The following is a 24,681-nucleotide window of genomic DNA, read 5'->3' as shown; positions in this document are numbered from 1 at the left end:
CCCCGGAGCCCGGCCGACGACCCGCCCAGAGACCCGCCCGCAGACATGCCCGCAGACATGCCCCCTGACCTGCCCCCGGAGACGCCCCGATGACCCTGTTCAACCCTCGCCGCGCGCTGCGCCGGGCGCTCGGGCCGGCGATCGAACGCGGGCTCGACGCGCTGGGGCGGGCGGCGGCCACGCCGCGGGCCGCGCGGGCGCTGCCCGGGGGCTATCTCGGCGAGATCCGCGCCGTCCTCGCCGGACGGGTCATGCACCAGGCCAACCGGGACGGGAAAGAAGCGACCCATTACCACCTGCGCCGCGCCATCCACCGGCTGGAGAAGGGCCTCTCGATGCCCGGGCGGCGGGCGGTGTTCGGCCTCGACTACATCGAGGAGACCGCCGCCGCCTACGCCGCCGCCGCGCGCGGCGGGGTGGACGCCGAGGAGCTCCGCTGGGCCCATGACGTGATGGCGGCCTATTTCGACGCGGTGGGCGAGGACCCGGCGATCGCGCGGGCCGAGGCCGCGTTCCGCGCCGCCCCGCCGCCCCCCGCGGGCCCCGCGCCCGCGCTGCATCCCTGGCCCGGCGACGGCCCGCGCCTGCCCTTTCCGCGCCCGGCGCCGGGCGCGCCGCCGGTGGGGCCCGGCGCGCTGGCGGCGCTGGCCCGCCGCCGCCGCTCGGTCCGCTGGTTCCGCCCCGATCCGCCGCCGCGGGCGCAGATCGACGCCGCGCTCGACATCGCGCGGCTCAGCCCCAGCGCCTGCAACCGCCAGCCGCTGCAGTTCCGGGTGTTCGACAGCCCCGCCCGCGCGCAGCGGATCGCGGCGCTGGCGGGCGGCGCCGGCGGCTTCACCGAGGGGATGCCCTGCATCGTCGCCCTGGTCGGGCGGATGCGCGCCTATCCCCATGCCCGCGACCGGCGGCTGATCTATGTCGACGGCGGCCTCGCGGCGATGAGCTTCATGTACGCGCTGGAGACGGTCGGCCTCGCCTCCTGCCCCATCAACTGGCCCGACGTGCCGAAGCAGGAGCGCCGGATGCGCGCGGAGATCGGCCTCGCGCCCGATGAGCGGGTGGTGATGCTGATCGCCGTCGGCCTGCCGCTGGAGGGGGGGATGATCCCGTCCTCGGCCAAGGTGTCGATGGACCTGTGGCGCAGCTATGACGGGCCGGACCCGGCCGCGGCGGGCGGCGCCGACGGCGCGGCGGGCGCCGGAACGGGGTCCGGTTCCGCCCCGGCGTCGGGTCCCGCCCCGGCCTCCGGTTCCGCCCCGGCGTCCGCCCCCGACCCGGCGTCGGGTCCCGATGCCGCCCCGGCCCCGGGCGGCCCGGCGCGCGCATGAGCGGGCGGCGCGGACTGCTCTCGGCCTCGGCCGCGCTGGTCGCGAGCCGCGCGCTCTCGCTGCTCGCGGGGCTCGGGGCCGTGGCCGCGGTCAGCCGCAGCCTCGGGCCCGTGGAGTTCGGGGCGCTGAGCTTCGCGCTGGCGCTCGCCGCCCTGTTCGCGCCGCTGACCGAGATGGGGCTGAACGCCATCCTGGTGCGCGCGATCCTGAAGGCGCCGGGGCGCGAGGGGGAATATGCCGGGACCGCGCTGCTCGCCCGTCTCGGGGCCGGGGCGGTCGCGCTGGGGCTGGGCGGCGCGGCGATCCTGGTCCTGAAGCCGGACGAGCCGGGGCTGCACCTCGCCGCCTTCGTGCTGCTGGCGGGCGAGACCTTCCGCGCCTTCCAGGTCTGCGCGCTGGCGATGGAGGCGCGGCGGCGCTTCACCGCCATCGCCGCGGGGCAGGCGGGGGTCGCGATCCTGTTCGCCGGCGGGCGGGCTGCGGCGGCGCTGTCGGGGGCGGGGATGGTCGGCATCGCCGCGATCCACGCGGCCGAGATCGCGGCGGGGGGGATGCTGTTCCTCGCGCTCAGGCGGCGGGGCGGGGCGCCGCCGCTGGCCCCCTCGCGCCGGGCGGCGGGCGAGCTGCTGCGCCGGTCCTGGATCCTGGCGCTGTCGGCGGGCTTCGCCACGGCGAACCTGAAGATCGACCAGGTGATGCTGGGGCAGATGCGCGGCACGGCCGAGGTCGGCGTCTACGCCGCCGCGGCGCGGCTGTCCGAGCTGTGGCATTTCGTGCCCGCGATGGTCGCCACCGCGGCCTTCCCGGACCTGGCCGAGCTGCGCGACCGGGACCGGGGGGCCTATCTCGGGGCGGTGCGGGGGCTGCTGGACCGGATCGCGCTGCTGTCCTGGGCGGCGATGGCGGCGATCGCGCTGGGGGCGGGGCTTGCGGTCGGGATCGCCTTCGGGCCCGATTACGCCGCCGCGGCGCCGGTGCTGCAGCTGCATGTCGCCGGGGGCATCTTCATGGCGCTGCGGGTGGTGGCCAGCAAGTGGATGGTGATCGAGGAGCTGTTCGCGCTCTCGCTGCTGTCGCACGGGCTGGGGGCGGCGCTGAACGTGGCGCTGAACCTGGCGCTGATCCCGGCCTGCGGGCCGATGGGGGCGGCGGCGGCGACCGTCGCGTCCTATGCCGGGGCGGGGTGGATCGCGTTCTACGCCCATGCCGGGACCCGGCCGCTGGCCCATGCCATGGGCCGCAGCCTGCTGGTCCCGCTGCGCCTGCCGGGGATCGTCCTGCGCCGGGCGCGGCGGGGGGCGGGCGCCGGGACCCAGGGTGGGACCCAGGGTGGGGCCCACGGTGGAGCCGGGAATGGGGCCGGGGACGGCGCCGGGACTGGCGCGGGACCGGACCGCTGAGGGAGACGGGGATGCTGATCGAGCTTCACGGCGGCCAGTTCGCCAATCGCGGCGCGCGCAAGATGCTGGAGGTGACGGTGCAGGAGCTGTCGGCGCGCCTGCCGGGGGCGCGCTTCGCGCTCGACGCCTGCGTCGGAACCGCGGAGGAGCGGGCGGGGTTCGAGACCCTGCTCTGGCGGCGCGGCTGGATGGGCGGGCGCTTCTTCCGCCCCGGGCTGGCGCTGCAGATCGCGGCCTCGGCGGCGTTGGCGCCCGTCGCCGCCCGGTCCTTCGGCCATGTCCCGCTGGGGCGGGTGGACGCGCTGGTGGACCTGGCGGGGTTCTCCTACACCGACCAGTGGGGGCCGCGCCCGACCGAGGATTTCGCGCGCCTCGCCGAGTGGTACCGCGCCCGCGGCAAGCCGGTGATCCTGCTGCCCCAGGCGCTGGGGCCGTTCGAGACCCCGCGCACCCGCGCTGCCTTCGCCCGCACCGCCGCCGCCGCGGACGTGATCTATGCGCGCGACGGCGTCTCGCTGTCCCATGCGCGGCGGGCGGCGCCGGGGGCGGGGACCCTCGCGCTCTGCCCCGACATGACCCTGCCTGTGGGGGTGGAGCGGGTGGCGGCCGCCCCCGACGCGCCGCTGATCCTGGTGCCGAACGTGCGGATGCTCGACCAGGGCGGGCGGGACGAGGGCGCGTATCTTTCGCTGCTCGAGGCCGCGGCGCGGGCGGCGGCGGCGGAGGCCCGGCCGGTGCGCATCGTGGTCCATGACGCGCGGGGCGAGGACCGGGCGCTGGCGGCGGCGCTGGCCGGGCGGCTGGCGGACCTGCCGGGCTTCGGCGCGGATGCGGCGGCGGCGATCGTCGAGGAGGCCGACCCGCTGGCGCTCAAGCGCATCCTGTCGCGGGCGGCGCTGGTGGTCGGGTCGCGCTTTCACGCGCTGGTCGCGGCGCTGTCCTGCGGGGTTCCCTGCCTCGGGATCGGCTGGTCGCACAAGTATGACGAGCTGATGCGCGACCTCGACTGCGCGGGCGCGATGCTGGGGCCGGGGGAAGGGCCGGGGGAGATGGCGGCCCGGGTGCGCGCGGCGCTGGCGCCGGGGGCGAACGCCGCCGCCCGCGCCCGCATCGCCGCCGCCGCCGACCGGCGGATCGCCGAACTGGACCGGATGTGGGCGGATGTCGCCGCGCGCCTCGCCGCGGGCGTCGGCGCGGGCGCGGGGGCTGGCGGCGCGGCGGGCTGACGGTTGGGCGGGCGGCGGAACCGCCGGGCGGGGCGGGGGGCGGCCTCCCCCCCCCCGCGGCGCCGGAACACGGGTTCCCCCCGCCGCCCGGCGCGCTAGAGTGCGGCGCAGTCCGCGTCTCCCCCACGCGTCACGGAACAGGAACACGACATGAAGACAGCGCTGATCACCGGCGTCACCGGCCAGGACGGCGCCTACCTGGCGGAGCTGCTGCTCGCCAAGGGGTACATGGTCCACGGGATCAAGCGGCGGTCCTCCTCGTTCAACACCGGGCGGATCGACCACCTCTACCAGGACCCGCACGAATCCGGCGTGCGGCTGCGGCTGCACTATGGCGACATGAACGACAGCACCAACCTGATCCGCATCGTGCAGGAGGTGCAGCCGGACGAGATCTACAACCTCGCCGCCCAGTCCCATGTCCAGGTCAGCTTCGAGACCCCCGAATACACCGCCAATGCCGACGGGCTGGGCACGCTGCGGCTGCTCGAGGCGATCCGCATCCTGGGGATGGAGAAGACCGCGCGCTTCTACCAGGCCTCGACCTCCGAGCTCTACGGCAAGGTGCTGGAGACGCCGCAGACCGAGACGACGCCCTTCCGGCCCCGCTCGCCCTATGCCGCGGCCAAGGCCTATGCCTACTGGATCACGGTGAATTACCGCGAGGCCTACGGGATGCACGCCTCCAACGGCATCCTGTTCAACCATGAAAGCCCGCTGCGCGGCGAGACCTTCGTGACCCGCAAGATCACCCGCGCGGTGGCGGCGATCGAGCTGGGGCTGCAGGCGGAGCTGTTCCTGGGCAATCTCGACGCCTCGCGCGACTGGGGCCATGCGCGCGACTACGTGGAAGGCATGTGGCGGATGCTGCAGCAGGACGCGCCCGATGATTACGTGCTGGCGACGGGCCGCGCCTTCACCGTGCGCGCCTTCGTCGAGGCCGCCTTCGCCTGCGTCGGCCGCCGCATCGCCTGGGAGGGCGCGGGGGTGGAGGAGATCGGCCGCGACGCCGCGACCGGCGCGGCGCTTGTGCGGGTCGATCCGCGCTATTTCCGCCCGACCGAGGTGGACAGGCTGCTCGGCGACGCGTCGAAGGCCGAACGGGTGCTGGGCTGGCGCCCGACCACGACCTTCGAGGCGATGGTCGAGGAGATGGTGCGCGCCGACCTGAAGGTCGTGGCGCAGGAGCGGGACCGGGTGGAACGCAATGACTGACCGGACCGAGGCCCCCGCCGCCGGGACCGCCCAAGCCGAGGCGGCCCCCGCCCCCCTCTACTCGCTGCGCGGCAAGCGGGTCTTCGTGGCCGGGCATCGCGGCATGGTCGGCGCCGCGCTGGTCCGGCGCCTCGCCGCCGAGGAGTGCGAGGTGCTGACCGCGGGGCGCGAGACGCTGGACCTGCGCGATCCCGCCGCGACGCTGGCCTTCATGACGCGCGCGCGCCCTGACGCGGTGTTCATGGCCGCGGCGCGCGTCGGCGGGATCCTCGCCAACGCCGCGCGCCCGGCCACGTTCCTGTACGAGAACCTGATGATCGCGGCGAGCGTCACCGAGGCGGCGCGGGCGGCGGGCGTGGAGAAGATGCTGTTCCTCGGCTCCTCCTGCATCTATCCGCGCGACGCGGCGCAGCCGATCACCGAGGACGCGCTGCTGACCGGCCCGCTGGAGAAGACCAACGAGGGCTACGCCATCGCCAAGATCGCCGGGCTGAAGCTGGCCGAGACCTACCGGGCCGAGCATGGCTGCGACTTCATCTCGGCCATGCCCACCAACCTTTACGGGCCGGGCGACAATTACGACCCGGAGGGGAGCCACGTGCTGCCGGCCCTGCTGCGCAAGGCGATGGAGGCGAAGGCGGCGGGGCGCGAGAGCATCGAGATCTGGGGCACCGGGTCGCCGCGGCGCGAGTTCCTGCATGTCGACGACTGCGCCGACGGGCTGGTGCACCTGATGACACGCTATTCCGACGCGGGGACGGTGAATCTCGGCTGCGGCGAGGATGTCTCGATCCTCGAGCTGGCGCGGCTGGCGATGAAGGTCGCGGGGATGACGGGCGAGGTCACGCGGGATCTGTCGAAACCCGACGGCACGCCGCTGAAGCGGCTGGACGTGGGGCGGATGGCGGCGCTCGGCTGGCGGCCCTCGATCGGGCTGGAGGCGGGGATGCAGGCGCTGCATGACGCGCTGGCCGCGATGGACGACCCGTTCGGCGCCCGGGGCGGCGCCCGGGGCGGGGCCCGGGACGGCGCAAGGGGCGGCGCGCCGCGATGAGCGCGCCGCCGATCCCGCCGGTCGCGGAGCCGGAGGCGCCGCGCCCGCTCGTCTCGGTCGTCACCGCGGCCTTCAACGTGCGCGCGGGGGTCGTGCGCACCGCCGAAAGCGTCGCCGCCCAGGCCCTGGGCGCGGGCGGCCCGGGCGCGGTGGAGGCGGGCGCGGTGGAGCCGGGCGCGGTGGAGCATGTCGTGATCGACGGCGGCTCGACCGACGGGACGGCCGAGTGGCTGGCGGGGCGCGAGGGGATCCGCTGGATCTCGGAGCCCGACGGCGGCATCGCCGACGCGATGAACAAGGGCGCGGCGCTGGCGCGGGGCGAGTGGATCCTGTTCCTCCATGCCGGGGACCTGTTCGACGGGCCGGACGCGCTGGCCCGTGTCGTCCCCGCCCTGCACGCGGCGGCGGCGGCGGGCGAGCAGATCGTGTCCTGCGACGTCGCCATCGGCCCGGAGCGGCGGCCCTACCGCGCCACCGGCCTGTGGCTGAAGACCGAGCTGAAGACCACCATCCCCCACCAGGGCGCCTTCTGCCGCCGGGCGCTGTTCGAGCGGATCGGCGGCTTCGACGGCGGCTGGCGGGTGGCGATGGATTACGAGTTCTTCCTGCGCGCGATGCGGGCCGGGGCGCGCTGCCGCCTGCCGGGGGGCGTGCTGGCGACGATGGATGACGGCGGCGTCAGCTCGCGCCGCGACTGGCCCTCGGTGGCGCGCCGGCTGGGCGAGGAGCGGCGGATCCACGCCCTGCACCGCCCCGGCGCGGGGGGGCTGCGGCGGGCCTGGGTCGCCGCGCTGCACGCGGCCTGGTGGCCGCCCTACCTGCTCTATCGCCGCCTGAAGGCCTGGCGCGCGGCGCGGGGCTGAGGGGGGCGCGGCGCCGCCCATCACTTGGTGAAGATGAACACCTCGTCGGTCGAGGCGAAGGACAGCCCGAGCGTCAGCAGCGTCTCGGGCCCGAAATCCTGCGCCCGGACCACCTCGGCGCGGAAGCCCTGGGCCTCGAACCGCTCCATGATGTCGAGGCCGTAAAGCCGGACGTGATCGTCCTGGTAGAACAGCTCCAGCCGCCGCTCGGGGGTGGTGGCGGAGGGGTCCTCGAAGGTCTTCAGCCGCCAGATCGGCACCTGGATCACCGCCTTGCCGCCGGGGGCGAGGACGCGGTGGATCTCGGCGATGGCCTTGCGGTCCTCGGGGACGTGTTCGAGCACGTGCGAGGCCCAGAACAGCGTGTAGGACCCGTCCTCGAGCTCGAGGTCTGTGACGTCCATCTTCGCCATCGCCTCGTTGTAGAGGTCGATGCTCAGGTACTCCGCCGCCTTGCCGCGGAGCCATTTCGACAGCTCGCGTTCCGGCGCGACATGCAGCACGCGCGAGAAGTCGAGCTCGGCGGCGGTTTCGGCCACGTGATAGGCGAGGCGGTGGCGTTCGAACCCGCCGCAGCCGGGGCAGCGCGCGTCGATCCGCTGCTTGGCCGCCGTGCCGCCGGTGTCGAACCGGGCGCCGCGCCAGCCGCAGATCGGGCAATGGCGCACCGTCCGGGCGGGCCTGAGCGCCCGAAGAACCCTGCGCGCGGCCATCCTGGCGCTGCTGGTCATGCTTGATCCCCCCCCCGCGGTCGGCGCCGGTCCCCGGGTCCGTCCCGGGCGCGCCCGCGAACGATGCCCCAGCGGCGGGCGAAGGGGAAGGGGGCCGCGCCGCGGCGGGACGCCCCGTCGCGCGGCGGGCGGTTTCGGGTCAAGACTTGGGGCCCCTGTCCCGCCGAGCCCGTCCCCGCCGCCCGCCTCCCCGCGGCCGGGGCCCCGCCCACCGCATCCCCGCCGCCGGCATCCCCGCCGCCCGCGCCCGAAGGCCCGCCCCGCCGATGACCGCCGCCGCCGCCCCGCCGCCGCTCTGCTCCATCGTCATCCCGGTCTACAACCGGGCGGCGGAGCTTGGCGCGACGGTGCAAAGCTGCCTTGCGCAGGATTACGGGGCGGTGGAGGTGATCCTGGTCGATGACGGCTCCACCGATGACAGCTTCGCGCTGTGCACGGCGCTGGCGGCGGCGGCGCATCCGCCGGGCAAGGCGGTGCGCGCCGTCCGCCAGGCCAATGCCGGCGCCTGCGCGGCGCGCAACCGGGGGATGGAGATGGCCGCGGGCGCCTTCCTGCTGTTCCTCGATTCCGACGACGCGATCCCGCCCGAAAAGCTCTCGACCCAGATCGGCGCGATGGAGCGGGAAGGGACGTCCTGCTGCATCGCCGATTACCTGGTGGTGGACGCCGACGGGCGCCCGCTGCGCCGGGTGTCGAACGACTACCCGCCCGAGGCCTTCGTCACCGGGTTCCGCAGCCCCTCCAACTCCGCCATCATCTTCCGCCGCGCGGCGCTGCCGGCGGGGATGCGCTGGAACACGGCGCTGGACCGGATGCAGGACCTCGACTTCATGCTGCGGGCGCTGTCGGGGATGCCCGATTACAGCTACGTGCCCGAGGCGCTCTATCACTACCGGATGCATGACGGGGCGCGGATCTCGGACCGCTACGCGACGGGGCGGCCCTATGCGGAGCTGTTCCGCTCCATGGCCCGGCACCTGCGCGCGCACCCCCCGGCCCGGGCGGGCAGGGGGGCGCTGCTGGCGGCCTATGGATCGCGGCTGCTGCGCTCGCGCCTCAGGATGGCGGCGCTGGGGCTGCTGCGGCGGCTGCGCGGGGGCTGAGCGGCGCCCGGCGCCCCCGGCCCCCCGCGCGCGGTCTTCAGAGGAACTGGCCGTTATCGACCTGGATCACCTGGCCGGTGACCGCCCGGCCCATGTCGGACGCGAGGTAGAGCGCGGCATAGGCCTGGTCGATCGGTTCGGTCGAGGGGACGGTGGTGTTGGTGTACTTGTCCGAGAACTCCAGCATCTCGCCGCCGCCTTCCTGTTCGCCCGCCGCCCAGGCGCGGGCGGCGTCGGTGTCGGTGACGCCCGGCGCGATGGCGTTGCAGCGGATCTTCGTGCCCGACAGGCGCATGGCGATGTTGAGGGTCATGGTGTTGATGCCGCCCTTGGTGGTCGTGTAGGCGACGCCGCAGATCGGGGTCGTGCCGTTGACCGAGCTGACATTGATGATCCGCCCCTCGCCCCGCGGCATCATGTGGTTGATCGCCTCGCGGCAGAAGCGGAACGGGCCGACGAGGTTGATGTCCATGATCTGCTGGAAATGATCGTCGGTGGTCTTCTCGACCGCGAACATCTCGCCGACCCCGGCGTTGTTGACCATGATGTCGACCTCGCCGAAGGCGTCGATGGCGGCCTTGAACACGGCCGAGGGGGCGTCCGGGTCGGCGCTGTCGGCGGTCACGGCCAGCGCCTGGCCGCCGCTTGCGCGGATCGCCTCGGCGGTGTCGTTGAGCGGGCCCTCGTGGCGGGCGGTGATGACGACATTGGCGCCTTCCTCGGCGAAGAGTTCGGCGATGGCGCGGCCGATCCCCTTGCTGGCGCCGGTGATGATGGCGGTCTGTCCCTGGAGCATCTTGCGCATGGCGGGGCCTTTCCTTCTGTGCGTCGGATCGCGGCGGCGCGGGGGGGGAGGAGGGGAGGGGGCCCGCCGCCCTCGGTGCAGAACGTGGCGCGCGCGGGGCCCCGGATCAGCCCGCCCGCGCCACTGAACGCCATGAGGGATCGTCATGAGCGCCGCCCTTGCCGCGGGGGAAAGCCGCCCGTCGCGCGGGCGCGCACGCAAAACCCCCCCGCGGCGGGCGCGGGGGGGGGGCGGCATGGGCCTTCGGCGGGCGGCGCCCGGCGCGAAGGTCAGGCGTGGGGGATGACGGCGGTGGCCTCGATCTCGATCTTCGCGGCCTCCTCCATCAGCGCCACGACCTGCACCACGGCCATGGCGGGGAAGTGGCGCCCGAGGATCCGGCGGTAGACCGCGCCCAGCTCGCGCGTGTTCGCGAGGTACTCGTCCCGGTCGGTGATGTACCAGGTCAGCCGCACCAGGTGCTCGGGGCGCGCGCCGCCGCATTCGAGGACGGCGACGATGTTCTCCAGCACCTGTTCGAACTGGCCGACGAGGTCGGTGCGCTCGAACTTCTGTTCGGCGTTCCAGCCGACCAGCCCGCCGGTGAACAGCATGCGCCCTTCCGAGACCACGCCGTTGGCATAGCCGCGCGGCGGGGTCCAGTCGTCGGGGTTGAGGAAACGGTGGGGGGACATGTCGGTCATCGGAAAGCTGCTTTCTGCATATCGGGGGCGGCGGCGGGGGAGGAGGCGTCGCCGGGAATGGGAAGCCAGGGGGTGAAGGCGGCGCGGATCGGCCCGGGCCAGGGCTGGGCCCGCCCCGCCTTCATGTCGGCGCAGATCGAGGTGGCGGACCCGGTGAAGCGGGGGCCGCCCGCGGTCTCGCACATGAGGTCGAAGCCGACCGAGGCGCGGCCGAGCCGGGAGACGGCCAACGAGAGCGTGAGCCAGTCCCCGAGGCGCGAGGGCGCGGTGAAGCGCGTCTCGATCTTGCCCATGGGGGTGCAGAGGCCCGCATCGCCCATCTCGCACCAGTCATGGCCGAGGCCTTCTGCGAAGAAGCGTTCGACCAGCGCCGAGATCATCTCGTAATAGCGCGGATAGAACACGAGGCCGGCGGGGTCGCAGTGGTTGAACTCGACCTGGCGGCGGATGGAGAAGCGGGTCATGTCTCCCCTCCGCAGATCGGGATCGCCTGGCCGGTGACCATGGAGGAGCCGGGGGCGCAGAGCCACAGGACCGCCTCGGCCACATCCTCGGGGGGGACGAGGCGGCGCATGGGGCTCACGGCCTCCAGCGCCGCGCGGGCCTGGTCCGGGCTGCGGCCGGTGGTGGCGGCGATGTTGGCGATGGAGCGGTCGGTCATCTCCGTATCCAGGAAGCCGGGGCAGAGGGCGTTGACGGTGATCCCCTTGCGCGCGACCTCCTGCGCGGCGGAGCGGACCAGTCCCACCACCCCGTGCTTGGCCGCGGCATAGGGCGCCACGTAGGCCGCGCCCTTCACCCCGGCGGTGGAGGCGATGGCGACCAGGCGGCCCCAGGGGCGGGACTCCATGCCTCGCAGGCCTTCCCGCAGGGTGAGGAAGGCGGAGGTGAGGTTGGAGTCCATCATCCGCCGGAACGCCGAGAGCGAGGTTTTCGCGAAGGGCGCGCTTTCGGAGGCCCCGGCATTGGCGATGACGATGTCGAAGCCGCCCGCCTCGGCGAAGAGGGCGGCGAGGGCGGCCTCGTCCGTCACGTCGCAGACAAGGGGCGTCGCGCCGATGCGGGCGGCGGTCTCGGCCAGCGGCCCCTCGCGGCGCCCGCAGATGGTGACGGACGCCCCCGCCCCGGCGAGCGCCGCGGCGATGGCCGCGCCGACGCCCGAGCCGCCGCCGGTCACCAGCGCGGATTTGCCCGAGAGGGGGCCGGAAAGGGGGCCGGGGGCGCCCCCGGCATCCGCCCCGCTCATGCCATCGCCTTGGCGCGTTCGGCGAGGGTGATCGCCTGCCGCCGCCCGCCCTCGTACGGCGCGGGCCAGTCCTGCGCACCGTCGCCAAGCTCCACCGCCGCGTGCAGCGTCCAGTAGGGATCGGCGAGATGCGGGCGGGCCAGCAGCACCAGGTCCGCGCGCCCCGCCATCAGGATCGAGTTGACGTGGTCCGGCTCATAGATGTTGCCCGCGACCATGGTGGGGACCGAAAGCTCGTTGCGGATGCGGTCCGAGAACGGGGCCTGGAACATGCGGCCATAAATCGGCTGCTCGGCCTTGTCGGTCTGGCCCGAGGAGACGTTGATCGCATCCGCCCCGGCGGATTTGAAGGCGGCGGCGATGTGGACGGCCTCTTCCGGGGTCACGCCCTCGTCGCCCATCCAGTCATGGGCCGAGATGCGCACCGTCATCGGCCTGGCCTCGGGCCAGGCGGCGCGCATGGCGTTGAACACTTCGAGGGGGAAGCGCAGGCGGTTCTCGAGGCTGCCGCCGTACGCGTCCTCGCGCTTGTTGGTGACGGGGGACAGGAAGCTGGCGAGCAGGTAGCCATGGGCTGCGTGCATCTCGATCATGTCGAAGCCGGCCTTGTCGGCGGCCTGCACGGCGGCGACGAATTCACCCTTCACCCGGTCCATGTCGGCGCGGTCCATGGCCTTCGGGACCACGTTCCCCTCCATCAGCGGGATGGCGGAGGCGGAGAGGAGCGGCCAGTTGCCTTCCGGCAGCGGCTGGTCGATCCCGTCCCAGGCGAGGCGGGTCGAGCCCTTGCGGCCCGCATGGCCGATCTGGGCGCAGATCTTGGCGTCCGTCTCGGCATGGACGAACTCGGCCAGGCGCGCCCAGGCGGGGACCTGCGCGTCCGTCAGGCAGGGGCAGCCGGGGGTGATGCGGCCCTCCATGCTCACGCACAGCATCTCGGTGAAGACGAGGCCCGCGCCGCCCTTGGCGCGCTCGGCGTAATGCACGAAATGCCAGTCGGTCGGGTTCCCGTCCTTCGCCTTGTACTGCGCCATCGGGGACACCACGACGCGGTTCTTCAGCGCCATGCCGCGCATCTGCCAGGGCGCGAACATCGGGGAGCGCGCCGCCTGGCCGCCCGCCTTGCCCTGGAACCACGCCTCGGCCGAGGCGAGCCATTCGGGGTCGCGCAGGCGCAGGTTCTCGTGGCTGATGCGCTGGGACCGGGTGAGCAGCGCGTAGTTGAACTGCATCATGTCGAGGGGCAGGTAACGCTCGATCTCCTCGAACCACTCGGTCGAGTTGCGGGCGGCCGAGGTGACGCGCAGGACCTGGAGCTTGCGCTCCTCCTGGTAGTCATGGAGCGCCTGTTCCAGCGGCTTGCCGGCATGGAGTTCGTCGGCCAGGGCGATGGCGCTTTCCATGCCCAGTTTCGAGCCCGAGCCGATGGAGAAATGCGCCGTGGCCGAGGCGTCGCCCAGCAGCACCACGTTGCCGGTGTACCAGTTTTCGCAGGTCACCCGCGGGAAGCGGATCCAGGCCGAGCCGCGGATGTGGTTCGCGTTGGTCATCAGGCTGTGACCATCGAGGTGCCGGGCGAAGAGCTTCTCGCACAGCGCGATGCTTTCGGCCTGGGTCATGTCCGCGAAGCCGAACGCCTCGAACGCCTCCGGCCCGCATTCGACGATGAAGGTCGCCGTGTCGTCGTCGAACTGGTAGGCGTGCGCCCAGACCCAGCCGTGCTCGGTCTCCTCGAAGATGAAGGTGAAGGCGTCGTCGAATTTCGCCTTCGTGCCGAGCCACACGAAGTGGTTCCGGCGCATGTCGATCTCGGGCTTGAACTGATCGGCGTAGAGCGTGCGCGTCTTCGAGTTCAGCCCGTCCGAGGCGACCACGAGATCGCATTCGGCGCGCAGGGCCTCGATGGCCTCCTCGCCGGTGTCGGCCTCGAAGTGGAGGTTCACGCCCAGCTGGCGCGCGCGCTCCTGCAGCAGCAGCAGCAGCTTCTTGCGGCCGATGCCGCAGAAGCCGTGGCCGCCCGAGGTCATGCTCTCCTCGCCCCGGATCACCTTCACGTCGTCCCAGTAGGCGAAGTTGGAGCGGATCATCTCGTCCGACACGGGGTCGTTGCCCGCGAAGTTGCGCATGGTCTCGTCCGACAGCACGACGCCCCAGCCGAAGGTGTCGTCGGCGCGGTTGCGCTCGTAGACGTCGATCTGGTGCGCGGCGTCGCGCAGCTTCATCGAGATGGCGAAGTAGAGCCCGGACGGCCCCCCGCCCAGCACGGCGATCTTCATGGCGCGGCTTCTCCTGGTGTCGGGCCGGGGGAGGCGGCCCTTCGTCTGGCATGAGTCAGTGCTAGCAGGCGGCCCGATTTGCTTCAAGCCTAAAATAAATCCCGCGGCGGATTCCGGCGGGGCAGGGGGTCGCGCCGCGCCGCAAGGCTTGACCGGGGGCGCGGCGCATGAAAGTTTAGGCTTAAAGCAAAACGCGGCCCCGGGGCCGCCCCATCACAAGGACGAGGCCGACATGCCCTTCACCACCTCCAAGCGGATGCGCTTCGGCGATTGCGACCTGACCGGCATCGCCTATCACCCCGCCTACCTGTCGATGCTGGTCGACGTGAACGAGGAGATGTTCCAGTCCTTCGGCGTGGAATGGAAGGAGCTGATGGAGGTGCGCCGCCTCGGGCTGCCCTCGGTCACCATGCATATCGAGTTCAAGAAACCGGCGGTCTATGGCGACATCCTGACCTTCACGGTGACGCCGAAGAAGGTGGGGCGCGCGTCGCTGGACCTGTGGACGGTGGTGAAGGTCGGCGAGGACGTGATCTGGACCATCGAGCAGCGGATCGTGATGACCTCGACCGTCGATCACAAGTCGCATCCCTGGCCGGATGACTGCCGCGCGGGGCTCGAGGCGCTGATGGAACCGGCGGCCGAGGCTGCGGCGGAACCGGCGGCGTGACGAAATCCGCTTTGGTTCAGGCGGGGAAATTTGATACGTCGAATAACGGTCGCGGGGGGCGTTCCCCCGCTTCGTCCGCAGCTGAGACACGAGCGAGATCGTCCATGAGCCCCCAGCCCGACGCCGCGCCCGCCGCCGCCGAGCCGATCGCGCGCGGTCCCGAAGACCTCGCCCTCGCCCGCCAGCGGCTGCGGCTCTGGCTGCAGATGCTCAAGGCCGTGCGTTATGTCGAGAACGACCTGCGCGAGCGGCTGCGGGCCAATTACGACATGACCCTGCCGCGCTTTGACGTGCTCGCCGCGCTTCATGCGGCCCCCGAGGGGCTGAAGATGGGCGACCTGTCGCAGCAGCTGATGGTGTCGAACGGCAACGTGACCGGCATCGTGGACCGGCTGACCCGGGAGGGCCTGGCCGAGCGCAACCCGGTGGCGACCGACCGGCGGGCCTTCCTGATCAAGATCACCCCCAAGGGCGCGGCGCTGATGGATGACATGGCCGCGGCGCACCTGTCCTGGATCGACGGGCTGTTCGAGAACGTCCCGGAAGGGGACGTGGCGCGGGCGATCTCGATCATGCTCGACCTGCGGCACAAGGCGCAGGGCTGAGGTCCCACCGCCTTGCGGAACGGAAAAAGGGCGGCCCCGCGCGGGGCCGCCCTTTTCGCTTGGGCTCGGGGCGGTCAGAGCAGCCCGGTTTCCTGCGCCACCCGCCGATAGGCGGCGCCGGCGGTGAAGCCGCCGTCGATGACGAAATCCTCGCCGGTGATGAAGCTGGATGCGTCCGAGGCGAGGAACAGCACCAGCTGCGCCACCTCCTCGGCCCCGCCGGAGCGGCCCATCGGCGTCATCTCGATCATCGGCTTGAGGTGCGGCGAGCCGCGGTTGAGCTCGGTCTCGATCAGCCCGGGGCAGACGGAATTGACCCGCACGCCGCTGCGCGCGAACTCCATCGCCGCCGAGCGGGTCAGGCCCCGCAGCCCCCATTTCGACGCGGTATAGGCGGCGTCGTAATGGCCCGAGAAGGCGCTGTTCGAGGCGATGTTGACGATCGACCCGCCGCCCGAAGCCGCCATCATCGGCGCCGCGCGGCGCACGCCGAGGAAGGCGCCGGTGAGGTTGACGTCCAGCACCTTGCGCCAGTCCTCGGGGGTCATGTCCGCGATGATCTTGCGGCTGATGATCCCGGCATTGTTGACCAGCACGTCCACGCGCCCAGTGGCGGCGGCGGCGGCGGTCAGCGCGGCCTGCCACTCGGCGTCCGAGGTGACGTCGAGCTTGAGGAAGGTCGCGTCCAGCCCCTCGGCCCGCAGGGCCTCGGCCTTCGCCTCGCCCTCCTCCACCAGCACGTCGCAGAGCCAGACCGCGGCCCCGGCGCGCGCCAGGGTCTCGGCCTCGACCGCCCCCTGGCCCCGGCCGGCGCCGGTGACCAGGGCGGTGCGTCCCGCCAGCGCGCTCATTTCGCGCGGAACCCTTCGAGGGCGCTGTCCGGCACGTCGGGCAGGTTGGTCACCAGGTTGTCCGGTGTGCGGCAGGTGAGCCAGACGAGCTCGTTCTCGGTGCTCATGTTCACCTCGACATGCGGCATGAAGGGGGGGACGAACACGAAGTCGCCCTCGTAGAGGTCCACGAACTCCTTGTAATCATCGCCGAAATAGATGCGGCCATGGCCGGAGAGGACATAGCCCCCGGTCTCGCAATGCTCGTGGTGATGGGGGGGCGAGCGGTGGCCGGGCTCGTTGCTCACGCGGCCAAACCAGATCTTGGTGGCGGGCGTGTGCTGGGGGCTGACGCCCGAGCGGCGCACGCAGTCGCCGGACTGGTTGGTCTGGTCGGACAGGTCGGTCGCGCGGGTGACGACGGGGACGGCGCGGGCGGGGGCGTCGGGGGCGGCGGCGTCGGTCATGGGGTCTCCTCCTGGGTTGTGTCGGGCGGGGCTGTGTCGCGGGCCGCGCGGTGCGGCGGTCCCACTTGGGTAAGCTTCAAAGTTCTAAATTTCAAACATAAAATAATAGGACGCAACGCGCCTAGGGGGATACGCGCGGCGCAGCGCTCCGCCCCCGGAGCGACGGGGGGGCGGGCTGCTGCGCCGCAACACGCAACGCGAGGGAGGCGCGGCCTGAACTCCGCGCCCCGCCGGTCCTGGCGGGCGCCTCCCGGACGAGGCGCCCGCGCCGGGGCTTACATCTTGCAGTCGGCGACGTAGGGATCGACGTAGTCGTCGAAGATGGTCTTGACGATCGAGGTCGCGTACTTGCCGTCTTCGCGCTCCACCACCGTGGTCAGGTAGAAGTCCTGCACCGGGAAGTGGTTCGAGGAGAACTTGAAGTCCCCGCGCAGCGAGGTGAAGTCGGCGGCCTCGAGCGCGTCGCGCACCTTGTCCATGTCCGACAGGTCGCCCTCGACCCCCTTGATCGCGCTGTCGATCAGCAGCGCCGCGTCATAGGCCTGGAAGGCGAAGGAGGCGGGCACGCGGTCGTATTTCTGGACATATTCCTTGGTAAATTCGACGTTCTGCGGCGTGTCGAGATCCGGGGCCCAGTTGGCGCCCGAGAACATGCCGAGCGCGGCGTCCTTCTGCGCGGGCAGGGTCGACTCGTCCACCGTGAAGGCCGACAGGAACGGGATGTAGTCGAGGCCGGACATCTTGAACTGCTTGACGAAGTTCACGCCCATGCCGCCGGGCATGAAGGCGTAGATCGCGGCGGGCTGGGCGGCGGCGATCTGCGCAAGCTCGCCCGAGTAGTCGAGCTGCCCCAGCGGCACCAGCGTCTCGCCCAGGATCTCGCCCTTGAAGGACCGCTTGAAGCCCGCCATCGCGTCCTTGCCCGCCTGGTAGTTCGGCGTGATCAGGTAGGCGGTGGGGTAGCCCTGCTCCTGCGCGTATTCGCCGGAAACCTGGTGGATCTGGTCGTTCTGGTAGGAGGTGACGAAGAGGTTCTCGTTGCACTCCGCGCCCGCCAGGAGGGACGTGCCGGCATTGGTGGAGATGAGGAACGCGCTCTCGGTCACGCTCGGCAGGATGGCGTAGAGCACGTTGGAGAAGATCGGGCCGACGACGAAGTCCACCTTGTCGCTTTCGACCAGCTCGCGCGCGCGGGAGACGGCGAGGTCGGGCTTCTGCTCGTCATCGATCACGTGCAGCTCGACCTCGAGCCCGCCGAGCGTGCCGCCGAGTTTCTCGAGGGCCAGCAGGAACCCGTCGCGGGACTGCTCGCCGAGGATCGCGGCGGGGCCGGAGAGGGTGTAGAGCAGGCCGACGCGGACCTTGCCGTCCTCGGACAGCGCATGGGCGGGCAGAGCCCCCGCGGCGGAGAGGGCGAGGGCGGCGACGGCGGATTTGAGGGCTTTGGTCACGGGCGTTCTCCTTGGAAAATCAGGGGGATGCGCCGCCCCGGGCCGGGGCGGCGCGGGGCCGTCACTCGGCGGGGGGCAGGAAGTCCACGTTGCACTCGGCCGAGGCCTTCACGACCGCCTCGGGGTCGCTCATGCCGTCGAGGGTGCAGAACAGCTCCCAGATCTTGTCGGAGGGGGAGACCCAGAACAGGGTCGTGACCTCGGCGCCCGAGCGGTTGAACAGGCCGTGCGGGATGCCCTTGGGCATGCACAGCATGTCGCCGGGTTTCGCGACGCCTTCCTTGCCGTCGAGGATGTATTCCAGCTCGCCGGTCAGGATGTAGACGAACTCGTCCTGGCCCGGGTGGATGTGGGGCGGAACGAAGGTGCCCGCGGGCAGGGTCGCGTGCCAGGAGGTCGAGGACTCGCAGCGGGATTTCGGCACGTAGGTCTGCCCGAGGACGTCCCAGACGACGCCTTCGACGGAACCGGCGGCGGGGGTGACTTCAGCTTTCATGGGGATGCTCCTTGAAGGGCGCGCTCAGGCGCGCATGCGGGTCTGTTCGGCCGAGAAACCGGCGGTGGAGGCGTAGCCGCGCACGATGGCGGCGCGTTCTTCCTGGGTGATGACGGCGTCGAGATCGGCGAAGCCGTCCGGGGCGCGGCGCTCGACCTCGTCGATCACGCCCTCGGGGCCGCCCTGGCGGTTCATCGCCACCACCTGCGCGGTGGCCGGGCGGCGGGCCGCGTCATAGGCGGCGAGGGCGGGGATCGGGTCCTGCGCCGCCAGCAGGTCGGCCAGCGCGCGCCCGTCGATGATCGCCTGCGAGGCGCCGTTGGAGCCGACCGGGTACATCGGGTGCGCGGCGTCGCCGAGCAGCGTGACGCGCCCGTCGGTCCAGCTGGGCAGCGGGTCGCGGTCGGCCATCGGGTATTCGAGGAATTCGGGCGTGGCGCGCACCAGCGCGGGCAGGTCGATCACGTCGACGCCGAAGGCGCGGGCCAGCGGCATCAGCTCCTCGAGCGTGCCGCGGCGGTTCCAGTCCTCGCGCTTCGGGGCGACATCGCCCTCCTTGCCCGGGCGGTGGCAGACCACCCAGTTCATCAGCACCTTGCCGGGCGTGGTCCCGGGGGCGATGGGGTAGAGGACCAGCTTGGTCTCGAAACCCCCCGCCACGATCATGGTGCGGCCATCGGCGAGCGGGTCGGCCTCGATCGCGCCGCGCCACATCATCACGCCGTTCCACTTGAGGCCCGGCTCGTCCGGGAACATCTGGCGGCGAATCGCCGAGTGGATGCCGTCGGCGCCCAGCAGCACGTCGCCCGCGGCCTTGCCGCCGCCTTCCAGCAGCAGGCGGGCTTCGCCCGCGTCCTGCTCGAAGCCGATGCCGCGGGAGGAGAGGGTGATGGCCTTGTCCCCGAGGCGCGCGCGCACCGCGTCGGCCAGCATCTTGTGCATGAAGCCGCGATGGATCGAGAATTGCGGGTAGTCCTGTCCCTGCTCCACGCCGCGCAGCTCGCGCCAGATTTCCTGGCCCTGGCGGTTCATGTAGATCAGCTCGCGCGTGCGGATGGCGATGCGGTCGAGTTCCGGCAGCAGGCCCAGTTCCGCCAGCTCGCGGATCGCGTGGGGCAGCACGTTGATGCCGACGCCGAGCTCGCGCAGCTCGGGGGCTGCTTCGTGGATCTCCACCTCGATGCCGCGGGCGTGGAGCATGAGGGCGGCGGTCAATCCGCCGATGCCCGCCCCGTTGATGAGCACCTTCATCTGGCGCCTCCTTGGTTGGATCGTCTCGCCCCTGGCGGGGCCGTTGGACCCAGAGTTCGCGAGGGGGCGCCCCCGCGCCATCGGCTCAGCGCCACGGAATCGCGTCAGCGCCAAAGCGCGCGAAAAATCCGCATCCCCCGCGCCCATTTTTGTGCAAAGCAGCATCAGACCGGCGCAGGGCCGCCTGTTTTGCGGGCAGGGCGTGCTTGTATGGCAGTTTTATGGTCAATGCGCTTGACCGATTCTGCGGGGCGGATACCCTTTAAATATGAAATGTTCCAAGGAGCGTCCCCCGTGCAAACCGTGACCGACGACCGATCCGCGCTGTGGCGGCGCAGCGACTCGCTGGCCGATTTCGAGGCGACCATGTCCGGCCTGCTGCGCCCCTGCCGCGCGCAGGAGCGGCGCGGCGCCCGCTACCGCACCGAGGTGCTGCACGACCGAATCGGCGGCGTCGGCCTGACCGCCGTGCGCACCGGCGGCGCGGCGCGGATCACGGTCGAACCCGACCGGGCGCTGTCGCTGCTGCAGATCCCGATCCACGGCGCCTTCGACAGCCATGCCCCGCGGCAGGAGAGCGAGCGCTACGAGGCCGGGGCGGCGGCGCAGCTGGTCGACGCCTCGGCGCCGCTGGAACTGGATTTCCACGCCGCCACAAGGATGCTGATCGTCGATCTCGCGCCCGAGCAGCTCGAGGCCCTGGGCGGGTCCGGCATGGCCCGCGCGCGCGGCGGGCGGCGGCGCGTGTCGCTGGAGAGTCCCGCGGGCGCGCGGCTGCTGCGGCTGTCGCGCTTCCTGCTGGCCGAGATCGAGGCGCAGCCGCTCGATCACGGCGCCGATGCGCTGGCCGAGGGGCTGGAGCAGGCGCTGATCGCCGCCGTGGGCGGGGCGCTGGACCATTCGGCGGCGCCCGAGCCTGCCGCGTCCGTTGTGGCGGCGGGCGATGGCGGGCCGCTGGACCGGGCCGAGCGGTTCATGCGCGCGCATCTCGACCAGCCCGTCACCCCGGCCGAGATCGCCGCGGCGGCGGGGGTGAGCCTGCGCAGCCTGCACCGGCTGTTCCGCGCCCGCCGCGGGGCCACGCCGCTGGCGGTGTTCAAGGAGATGCGGCTCGAGCGGGTCCACCGCGAGATCGTCTCGGGGCGCTGCAAGCCCAACGGGCTGACCGCGCTGGCGCTCGACTGGGGGTTCAACCACGCGGGCCTGTTCGCCGCCGATTACCGGCGCAAGTTCGGCCAGGCCCCGTCGGAGACGCTGCGCGCCCGCGCGGCCGGGTCTTCCTGCGGCTATATGCTTTAAGCATGAATATATTCACCGGCCCGCACCGCCCGAATCCCCGCGCGCCGGGGCCGCCCGGCGACTCCCGCGGCGCCCGGCGATTTCCCCCGCCGCGCATTTACCCCTTGCATAAAAATTTTAAACCTGAACCATTAACCCGTCCCCTCCTCCCACCTCCCGGAGACGCCATGACCCCCTCCCTCCCCCTCCGCGAGCCGCGCCGATGACCGACCTTCTCCTCCTCCAGGCGATCGGCGGCGCGCAGTTCGGCGTGCTGCTGTTCCTCGTCGCCGCGGGCCTGACGCTGGTCTTCGGCATCATGGACTTCATCAACCTCGCCCACGGCGTGCTCTACATGATCGGCGCCTACCTGATGGCGAGCTTCGCGGCCTTCTTCGACAATTACTGGCTCGGGCTGCTGCTGACGCTGCCCGCGGTGCTGATCCTCGGGCTGGCGCTCGAGTTCCTCGTGTTCCGCAAGCTCTATGACCGGCCGCATCTGGACCAGGTGCTGGCGACCATGGCGCTGATGATGATGATCACGGAAGCCGTGCGGATGATCTGGGGGGCGGCGCCGCTGAACGTGGACATGCCCGACGCGCTCTCGGCCTCGATCCCGCTGGTGGGGCCGATGCGCTTCCCGGTCTACCGCCTCGCGATCATCGCCGCCGGGGTCTCGGTGGCGATCGGGCTGTGGCTGGTGATCGCGCGCACCCGGATCGGGATGCTGCTGCGCGCCGGGGCCTCGCGCCGGGCCATGGTCTCGGCGCTCGGCGTCGACATCTCGAAGCTGTTCATGATCGTCTTCGCCTTCGGCGCGATGCTGGCGGGCTTCGCCGGGGCCATCGTGTCGCCGGTGCTGTCGGTGGGGCCGGGGATGGGCGATTCCATCCTGATCCTGACCTTCGTGGTGATCGTCATCGGCGGCGTGGGGTCGATCAAGGGCGCCTTCGTGGCCGCGATCCTGGTCGGGATCATCGACACCGTGGGCCGCATCTTCGGCCCGATCCTTCTGCGCGAGATCATGGACCCCGGCGCGGCCGCCTCGGCGGGCCGGACGCTGGCGCCCATGCTGATCTACATCCTGATGGCCGCGGTGCTGTGCTGGCGCCCCTCGGGCCTGTTCGGCCGGAGGGCCTGAGACATGAGCGACATGACCTCCACTTCCCTCCCCGCCCTTCCCGGCGCGCGGCTTGCGCCGCGGCTGAAGGCGGCGGCGGCGATCTTCGCCGTGCTCGCGGCGCTGCCGCCCGTCTTCGCGGCGATGGGCGAGCCCTACCTGACCTCCATCGCCACGCGGATGATGGTCTATGCCATCGCGGCGCTGTCGCTGGACCTGATCCTGGGCTATGGCGCGCTGGTCTCCTTCGGCCACGCGGCTTACCTCGGCATCGGCGCCTATGCGGTGGTGGGGTTGTCCCGGAACGGGATCGACGAGATCTGGCTGCAGATGGCGGCGGGGATCGGCGCCTCGGCGGTGTTCGCCGCCATCACCGGCGCGATCTCGCTGCGCACCCGCGGGATCTATTTCATCATGATCACGCTGGCCTTCGGGCAGATGGCGTATTTCTTCTTCGTGTCCCTGTCCGCCTGGGGCGGGGATGACGGCACGGCGCTGGCCGCCCGCTCGACCGTGTTCGGGCAGGACTGGCTCGGGGACGACCTCTCGCTCTTCTACCTCGTGCTCGCGCTGCTGGCGCTGTGCTTCGCGCTGCTGCACGCCATCACCCGGTCGCGCTTCGGGCGGGTGCTGGTCGGCGCGCGCGAGAACGAGACCCGCATGCAGGCGATCGGCTTCACGCCCTTCCCCTACCAGCTGGCGGCCTACGTGATCTCGGGCTGCATCTGCTCGGTCGCCGGCGTGCTGCTGGCCAATTCGACCGAGTACGTGTCCCCCGATTTCATGACCTGGCACCGCTCGGGCGAGCTCATCGTCATGCTGATCCTCGGCGGGATCGGCACGCTGACCGGGGCGCTGGTCGGGGCGCTGATGACCATCGGCCTGGAAGAGGGTCTCGCCCGCGCCTGGGACCACTGGCGGCTGATCTTCGGCTTCCTGCTGCTGATGGTCGTCCTCTATTCCCCCGGCGGCCTGTCGGCGCTGGCGGACAAACTCGGGCTGGGAGCGCGCAAATGACCGTCCTTCTGAACGTGAGCGACCTGCGCAAGTCCTATGGCGCGCTGAAGGTCACCGACAGCGTGGACCTGCAGGTCGAGGAGGGGATGCTGCACGCCCTGATCGGCCCCAACGGCGCGGGCAAGACGACGCTGATCAGCCAGCTTTCGGGGCAGCTTCGCCCCGACAGCGGCCACGTGGTCTATGACGGCAAGGACGTCACCCACCTGTCGATGCCCCAGCGGGTGCGGCGGGGGCTGGCGCGCAGCTTCCAGATCACCAGCATCCTGCCGAGCCTGTCGCTGCTGGAAAACGTCGCCGTGGCGGCGCAGGCGCGGGACGGGTCCTCCTTCCGCTTCCTGCGCGCCGCCGCCGCGGAGGCCGCGCTGAACGACGAGGCCATGCGCTGCCTGGCGGAAGTGGGCCTCTCCGCCGCGCCCCACCGCCTCGCCGGCTCGGTGAGCCACGGGGAGAAGCGCCAGCTCGAGATCGCCATCGCGCTGGCCACCCGCCCGCGGATGCTGCTGCTGGACGAGCCGCTGGCCGGGACCGGCCCGCAGGAATCCGAGATCCTGGTCGAGGTGATGCAGCGCCTGAAGGGGCGCGTGACCATGCTGCTGATCGAGCATGACATGGACGCGGTCTTCGCCCTCGCCGACCGGATTTCCGTGCTGGTCTATGGCCGCGTCGCCGCCGAGGGCAGCCCCGAGCATATCCGCACCGACCCCAAGGTCCGCGCCGCCTATCTGGGCGAAGAAGAAGGAGCCGCCTGATGCTGGTGATCGAGGATCTTCACGCCGCCTATGGCGACAGCCGGGTTCTGTTCGGCATGAATCTGTCCATCGACCGGGGCGAGGTGGTCGCCATGCTCGGCCGCAACGGCATGGGCAAGACGACCACCGTGTCCTCGGCCTTCGGGCTGGTGCGGCCCACGAAGGGCAAGGTCAGCGTGGATGGCCGCGACCTGACCGGCGCCGCCCCGCACCTGGTGGCGCGCGCGGGTCTCGGGCTGGTGCCCGAGGGGCGGATCATCTTCCCGAACCTGACGGTCGAGGAGAACCTGGTGGCCACCGCCCGCGCCAGCGCGCGCAAGGGCAAGTGGACGCTGGAGGCGATCTACGACCTGTTCCCGCGCCTCAAGGAGCGTCGGCGCAACATGGGCGACCAGCTTTCGGGCGGCGAGCAGCAGATGCTCGCCATCGGCCGGGCGCTGATGACCAACCCCGAGCTGATCGTCCTCGACGAGGCGACCGAGGGGCTGGCGCCGCTGATCCGCGACCAGATCTGGGACTGCCTCAAGCGGCTGAAGGCCGAGGGCGAGGCGATCCTGGTGATCGACAAGAATGTCGACGCGCTGGCCCGTTTCGCCGACCGCCACGTGGTGGTCGAGAAGGGCCAGGTGGTGTGGGAGGGGAGCAGCGACGAGCTGCTCTCCACCCCCGAGGTGAAGGACCGCTTCCTCAAGGTCTGACGCCTCGCGCGCCGCGCGGGCGCCCCCCCTCCACCCGGCCCGCGCGGCGCGAAACAGTTCAATCTTCAAATGCCGATGCGCCCTGCGCGCGTCGAATTCCCGTGTTTTCATGTGCG

The 24,681-nt window shown here is 71.9% G+C and carries 25 protein-coding genes; 14 read left to right on the top strand and 11 right to left on the bottom strand.

Features of this window, described 5'->3' with window-relative positions:
• The first annotated feature begins 89 nt into the window (after positions 1 to 89).
• The 6 genes from ACQ5SO_RS11565 to ACQ5SO_RS11540 all read left to right on the top strand — a co-directional run bounded on the left by ACQ5SO_RS11565 (position 90) and on the right by ACQ5SO_RS11540 (position 7,086).
• Positions 90 to 1,328, top strand: coding sequence for a nitroreductase family protein (locus ACQ5SO_RS11565; protein ID WP_430941758.1), 1,239 nt, complete (start codon positions 90 to 92; stop codon positions 1,326 to 1,328).
• Positions 1,325 to 2,728 carry a flippase gene (locus tag ACQ5SO_RS11560; RefSeq protein ID WP_430941757.1) on the top strand — a complete coding sequence of 468 codons (1,404 nt, stop codon included), beginning with the start codon at positions 1,325 to 1,327 and terminating at the stop codon, positions 2,726 to 2,728. Before ACQ5SO_RS11565 ends, ACQ5SO_RS11560 begins: the two co-directional genes overlap by 4 nt.
• An 11-nt stretch (positions 2,729 to 2,739) precedes the next feature.
• Complete coding sequence (locus tag ACQ5SO_RS11555) at positions 2,740 to 3,954, top strand: polysaccharide pyruvyl transferase family protein (RefSeq protein WP_430941756.1); 1,215 nt, start codon at positions 2,740 to 2,742, stop codon at positions 3,952 to 3,954.
• A 150-nt stretch (positions 3,955 to 4,104) separates the two neighbouring features.
• Entirely contained in the window at positions 4,105 to 5,169 is a 1,065-nt protein-coding gene (gmd, locus tag ACQ5SO_RS11550) for a GDP-mannose 4,6-dehydratase (RefSeq protein ID WP_430941755.1), read from the top strand.
• On the top strand, positions 5,162 to 6,223 hold the full coding sequence (locus tag ACQ5SO_RS11545; protein WP_430941754.1) for a GDP-L-fucose synthase family protein: 1,062 nt from the start codon (positions 5,162 to 5,164) through the stop codon (positions 6,221 to 6,223). Before gmd ends, ACQ5SO_RS11545 begins: the two co-directional genes overlap by 8 nt.
• On the top strand, positions 6,220 to 7,086 hold the full coding sequence (locus ACQ5SO_RS11540; protein WP_430941753.1) for a glycosyltransferase family 2 protein: 867 nt from the start codon (positions 6,220 to 6,222) through the stop codon (positions 7,084 to 7,086). The genes ACQ5SO_RS11545 and ACQ5SO_RS11540 overlap by 4 nt, the downstream gene beginning before the upstream one ends.
• Positions 7,087 to 7,106: 20 nt before the next feature.
• On the opposite strand, the gene ACQ5SO_RS11535 is transcribed toward ACQ5SO_RS11540, so the two are convergent.
• Positions 7,107 to 7,817 (bottom strand): class I SAM-dependent methyltransferase, encoded by a 711-nt coding sequence (locus tag ACQ5SO_RS11535; protein WP_430941752.1) that lies wholly within the window; start codon positions 7,815 to 7,817, stop codon positions 7,107 to 7,109.
• 266 nt (positions 7,818 to 8,083) lie between these two features.
• On the opposite strand from ACQ5SO_RS11535, the gene ACQ5SO_RS11530 reads away from it, so the two are divergent.
• Entirely contained in the window at positions 8,084 to 8,920 is an 837-nt protein-coding gene (locus ACQ5SO_RS11530; protein WP_430941751.1) for a glycosyltransferase family 2 protein, read from the top strand.
• Positions 8,921 to 8,957: 37 nt separating this feature from the next.
• On the opposite strand, the gene ACQ5SO_RS11525 is transcribed toward ACQ5SO_RS11530, so the two are convergent.
• The 5 genes from ACQ5SO_RS11525 to ACQ5SO_RS11505 all read right to left on the bottom strand — a co-directional run bounded on the left by ACQ5SO_RS11525 (position 8,958) and on the right by ACQ5SO_RS11505 (position 13,930).
• On the bottom strand, positions 8,958 to 9,725 hold the full coding sequence (locus ACQ5SO_RS11525) for an SDR family NAD(P)-dependent oxidoreductase (RefSeq protein WP_430941750.1): 768 nt from the start codon (positions 9,723 to 9,725) through the stop codon (positions 8,958 to 8,960).
• 269 nt (positions 9,726 to 9,994) lie between these two features.
• On the bottom strand, positions 9,995 to 10,408 hold the full coding sequence (locus ACQ5SO_RS11520) for a RidA family protein (protein WP_430941749.1): 414 nt from the start codon (positions 10,406 to 10,408) through the stop codon (positions 9,995 to 9,997).
• The gene (locus ACQ5SO_RS11515; protein WP_430941748.1) at positions 10,405 to 10,872 is read right to left on the bottom strand and encodes an acyl-CoA thioesterase; all 468 of its coding nucleotides are present in this window, start codon (positions 10,870 to 10,872) and stop codon (positions 10,405 to 10,407) included. Before ACQ5SO_RS11515 ends, ACQ5SO_RS11520 begins: the two co-directional genes overlap by 4 nt.
• The gene (locus ACQ5SO_RS11510) at positions 10,869 to 11,654 is read right to left on the bottom strand and encodes an SDR family NAD(P)-dependent oxidoreductase (protein ID WP_430941747.1); all 786 of its coding nucleotides are present in this window, start codon (positions 11,652 to 11,654) and stop codon (positions 10,869 to 10,871) included. The genes ACQ5SO_RS11515 and ACQ5SO_RS11510 overlap by 4 nt, the downstream gene beginning before the upstream one ends.
• Positions 11,651 to 13,930, bottom strand: a complete 2,280-nt coding sequence (locus ACQ5SO_RS11505; protein ID WP_430941746.1) for a bifunctional salicylyl-CoA 5-hydroxylase/oxidoreductase — start codon at positions 13,928 to 13,930, stop codon at positions 11,651 to 11,653. The genes ACQ5SO_RS11510 and ACQ5SO_RS11505 overlap by 4 nt, the downstream gene beginning before the upstream one ends.
• A gap of 232 nt (positions 13,931 to 14,162) precedes the next feature.
• Here ACQ5SO_RS11505 and ACQ5SO_RS11500 point away from each other — a divergent pair, with 232 nt between their 5' ends.
• A complete protein-coding gene (locus ACQ5SO_RS11500) occupies positions 14,163 to 14,600 on the top strand; it encodes an acyl-CoA thioesterase (protein ID WP_430941745.1) in 438 nt (145 codons plus the stop codon).
• A 104-nt stretch (positions 14,601 to 14,704) separates the two neighbouring features.
• Positions 14,705 to 15,205, top strand: a complete 501-nt coding sequence (locus ACQ5SO_RS11495; RefSeq protein ID WP_430941744.1) for a MarR family winged helix-turn-helix transcriptional regulator — start codon at positions 14,705 to 14,707, stop codon at positions 15,203 to 15,205.
• A gap of 74 nt (positions 15,206 to 15,279) precedes the next feature.
• On the opposite strand, the gene ACQ5SO_RS11490 is transcribed toward ACQ5SO_RS11495, so the two are convergent.
• From ACQ5SO_RS11490 to ACQ5SO_RS11470, 5 genes are all read right to left on the bottom strand, one after another.
• A complete protein-coding gene (locus ACQ5SO_RS11490; RefSeq protein WP_430941743.1) occupies positions 15,280 to 16,056 on the bottom strand; it encodes an SDR family NAD(P)-dependent oxidoreductase in 777 nt (258 codons plus the stop codon).
• Positions 16,053 to 16,502 (bottom strand): cupin domain-containing protein, encoded by a 450-nt coding sequence (locus tag ACQ5SO_RS11485; protein ID WP_430941742.1) that lies wholly within the window; start codon positions 16,500 to 16,502, stop codon positions 16,053 to 16,055. Before ACQ5SO_RS11485 ends, ACQ5SO_RS11490 begins: the two co-directional genes overlap by 4 nt.
• Before the next feature lie 275 nt (positions 16,503 to 16,777).
• On the bottom strand, positions 16,778 to 17,953 hold the full coding sequence (locus ACQ5SO_RS11480; RefSeq protein ID WP_430941741.1) for an ABC transporter substrate-binding protein: 1,176 nt from the start codon (positions 17,951 to 17,953) through the stop codon (positions 16,778 to 16,780).
• A 61-nt stretch (positions 17,954 to 18,014) separates the two neighbouring features.
• Positions 18,015 to 18,449 (bottom strand): cupin domain-containing protein, encoded by a 435-nt coding sequence (locus ACQ5SO_RS11475; protein WP_430941740.1) that lies wholly within the window; start codon positions 18,447 to 18,449, stop codon positions 18,015 to 18,017.
• 24 nt (positions 18,450 to 18,473) lie between these two features.
• The gene (locus ACQ5SO_RS11470) at positions 18,474 to 19,700 is read right to left on the bottom strand and encodes a flavin-dependent oxidoreductase (RefSeq protein WP_430941739.1); all 1,227 of its coding nucleotides are present in this window, start codon (positions 19,698 to 19,700) and stop codon (positions 18,474 to 18,476) included.
• Between the two features lie 294 nt (positions 19,701 to 19,994).
• On the opposite strand from ACQ5SO_RS11470, the gene ACQ5SO_RS11465 reads away from it, so the two are divergent.
• The 5 genes from ACQ5SO_RS11465 (at position 19,995) to ACQ5SO_RS11445 (ending at position 24,565) form a co-directional block, all read left to right on the top strand.
• On the top strand, positions 19,995 to 20,999 hold the full coding sequence (locus ACQ5SO_RS11465) for an AraC family transcriptional regulator (protein ID WP_430941738.1): 1,005 nt from the start codon (positions 19,995 to 19,997) through the stop codon (positions 20,997 to 20,999).
• A gap of 202 nt (positions 21,000 to 21,201) precedes the next feature.
• The gene (locus ACQ5SO_RS11460; protein WP_430941737.1) at positions 21,202 to 22,119 is read left to right on the top strand and encodes a branched-chain amino acid ABC transporter permease; all 918 of its coding nucleotides are present in this window, start codon (positions 21,202 to 21,204) and stop codon (positions 22,117 to 22,119) included.
• A 3-nt stretch (positions 22,120 to 22,122) separates the two neighbouring features.
• Positions 22,123 to 23,115, top strand: coding sequence for a branched-chain amino acid ABC transporter permease (locus tag ACQ5SO_RS11455; protein WP_430941736.1), 993 nt, complete (start codon positions 22,123 to 22,125; stop codon positions 23,113 to 23,115).
• On the top strand, positions 23,112 to 23,867 hold the full coding sequence (locus tag ACQ5SO_RS11450; protein WP_430941735.1) for an ABC transporter ATP-binding protein: 756 nt from the start codon (positions 23,112 to 23,114) through the stop codon (positions 23,865 to 23,867). The genes ACQ5SO_RS11455 and ACQ5SO_RS11450 overlap by 4 nt, the downstream gene beginning before the upstream one ends.
• Positions 23,867 to 24,565: an ABC transporter ATP-binding protein gene (locus ACQ5SO_RS11445; protein ID WP_430941734.1), complete on the top strand. Its 699-nt coding sequence runs from the start codon at positions 23,867 to 23,869 to the stop codon at positions 24,563 to 24,565. The genes ACQ5SO_RS11450 and ACQ5SO_RS11445 overlap by 1 nt, the downstream gene beginning before the upstream one ends.
• Positions 24,566 to 24,681: the final 116 nt, after the last annotated feature.

It is taken from the genome of Rhodovulum sp. DZ06 (genome assembly GCF_050586345.1).
GTDB lineage: Bacteria > Pseudomonadota > Alphaproteobacteria > Rhodobacterales > Rhodobacteraceae > JBOCEF01.
The sequence above is the reverse complement of the archived record's forward strand: the minus strand, read 5'-3'. Positions and strand labels throughout refer to the sequence as shown.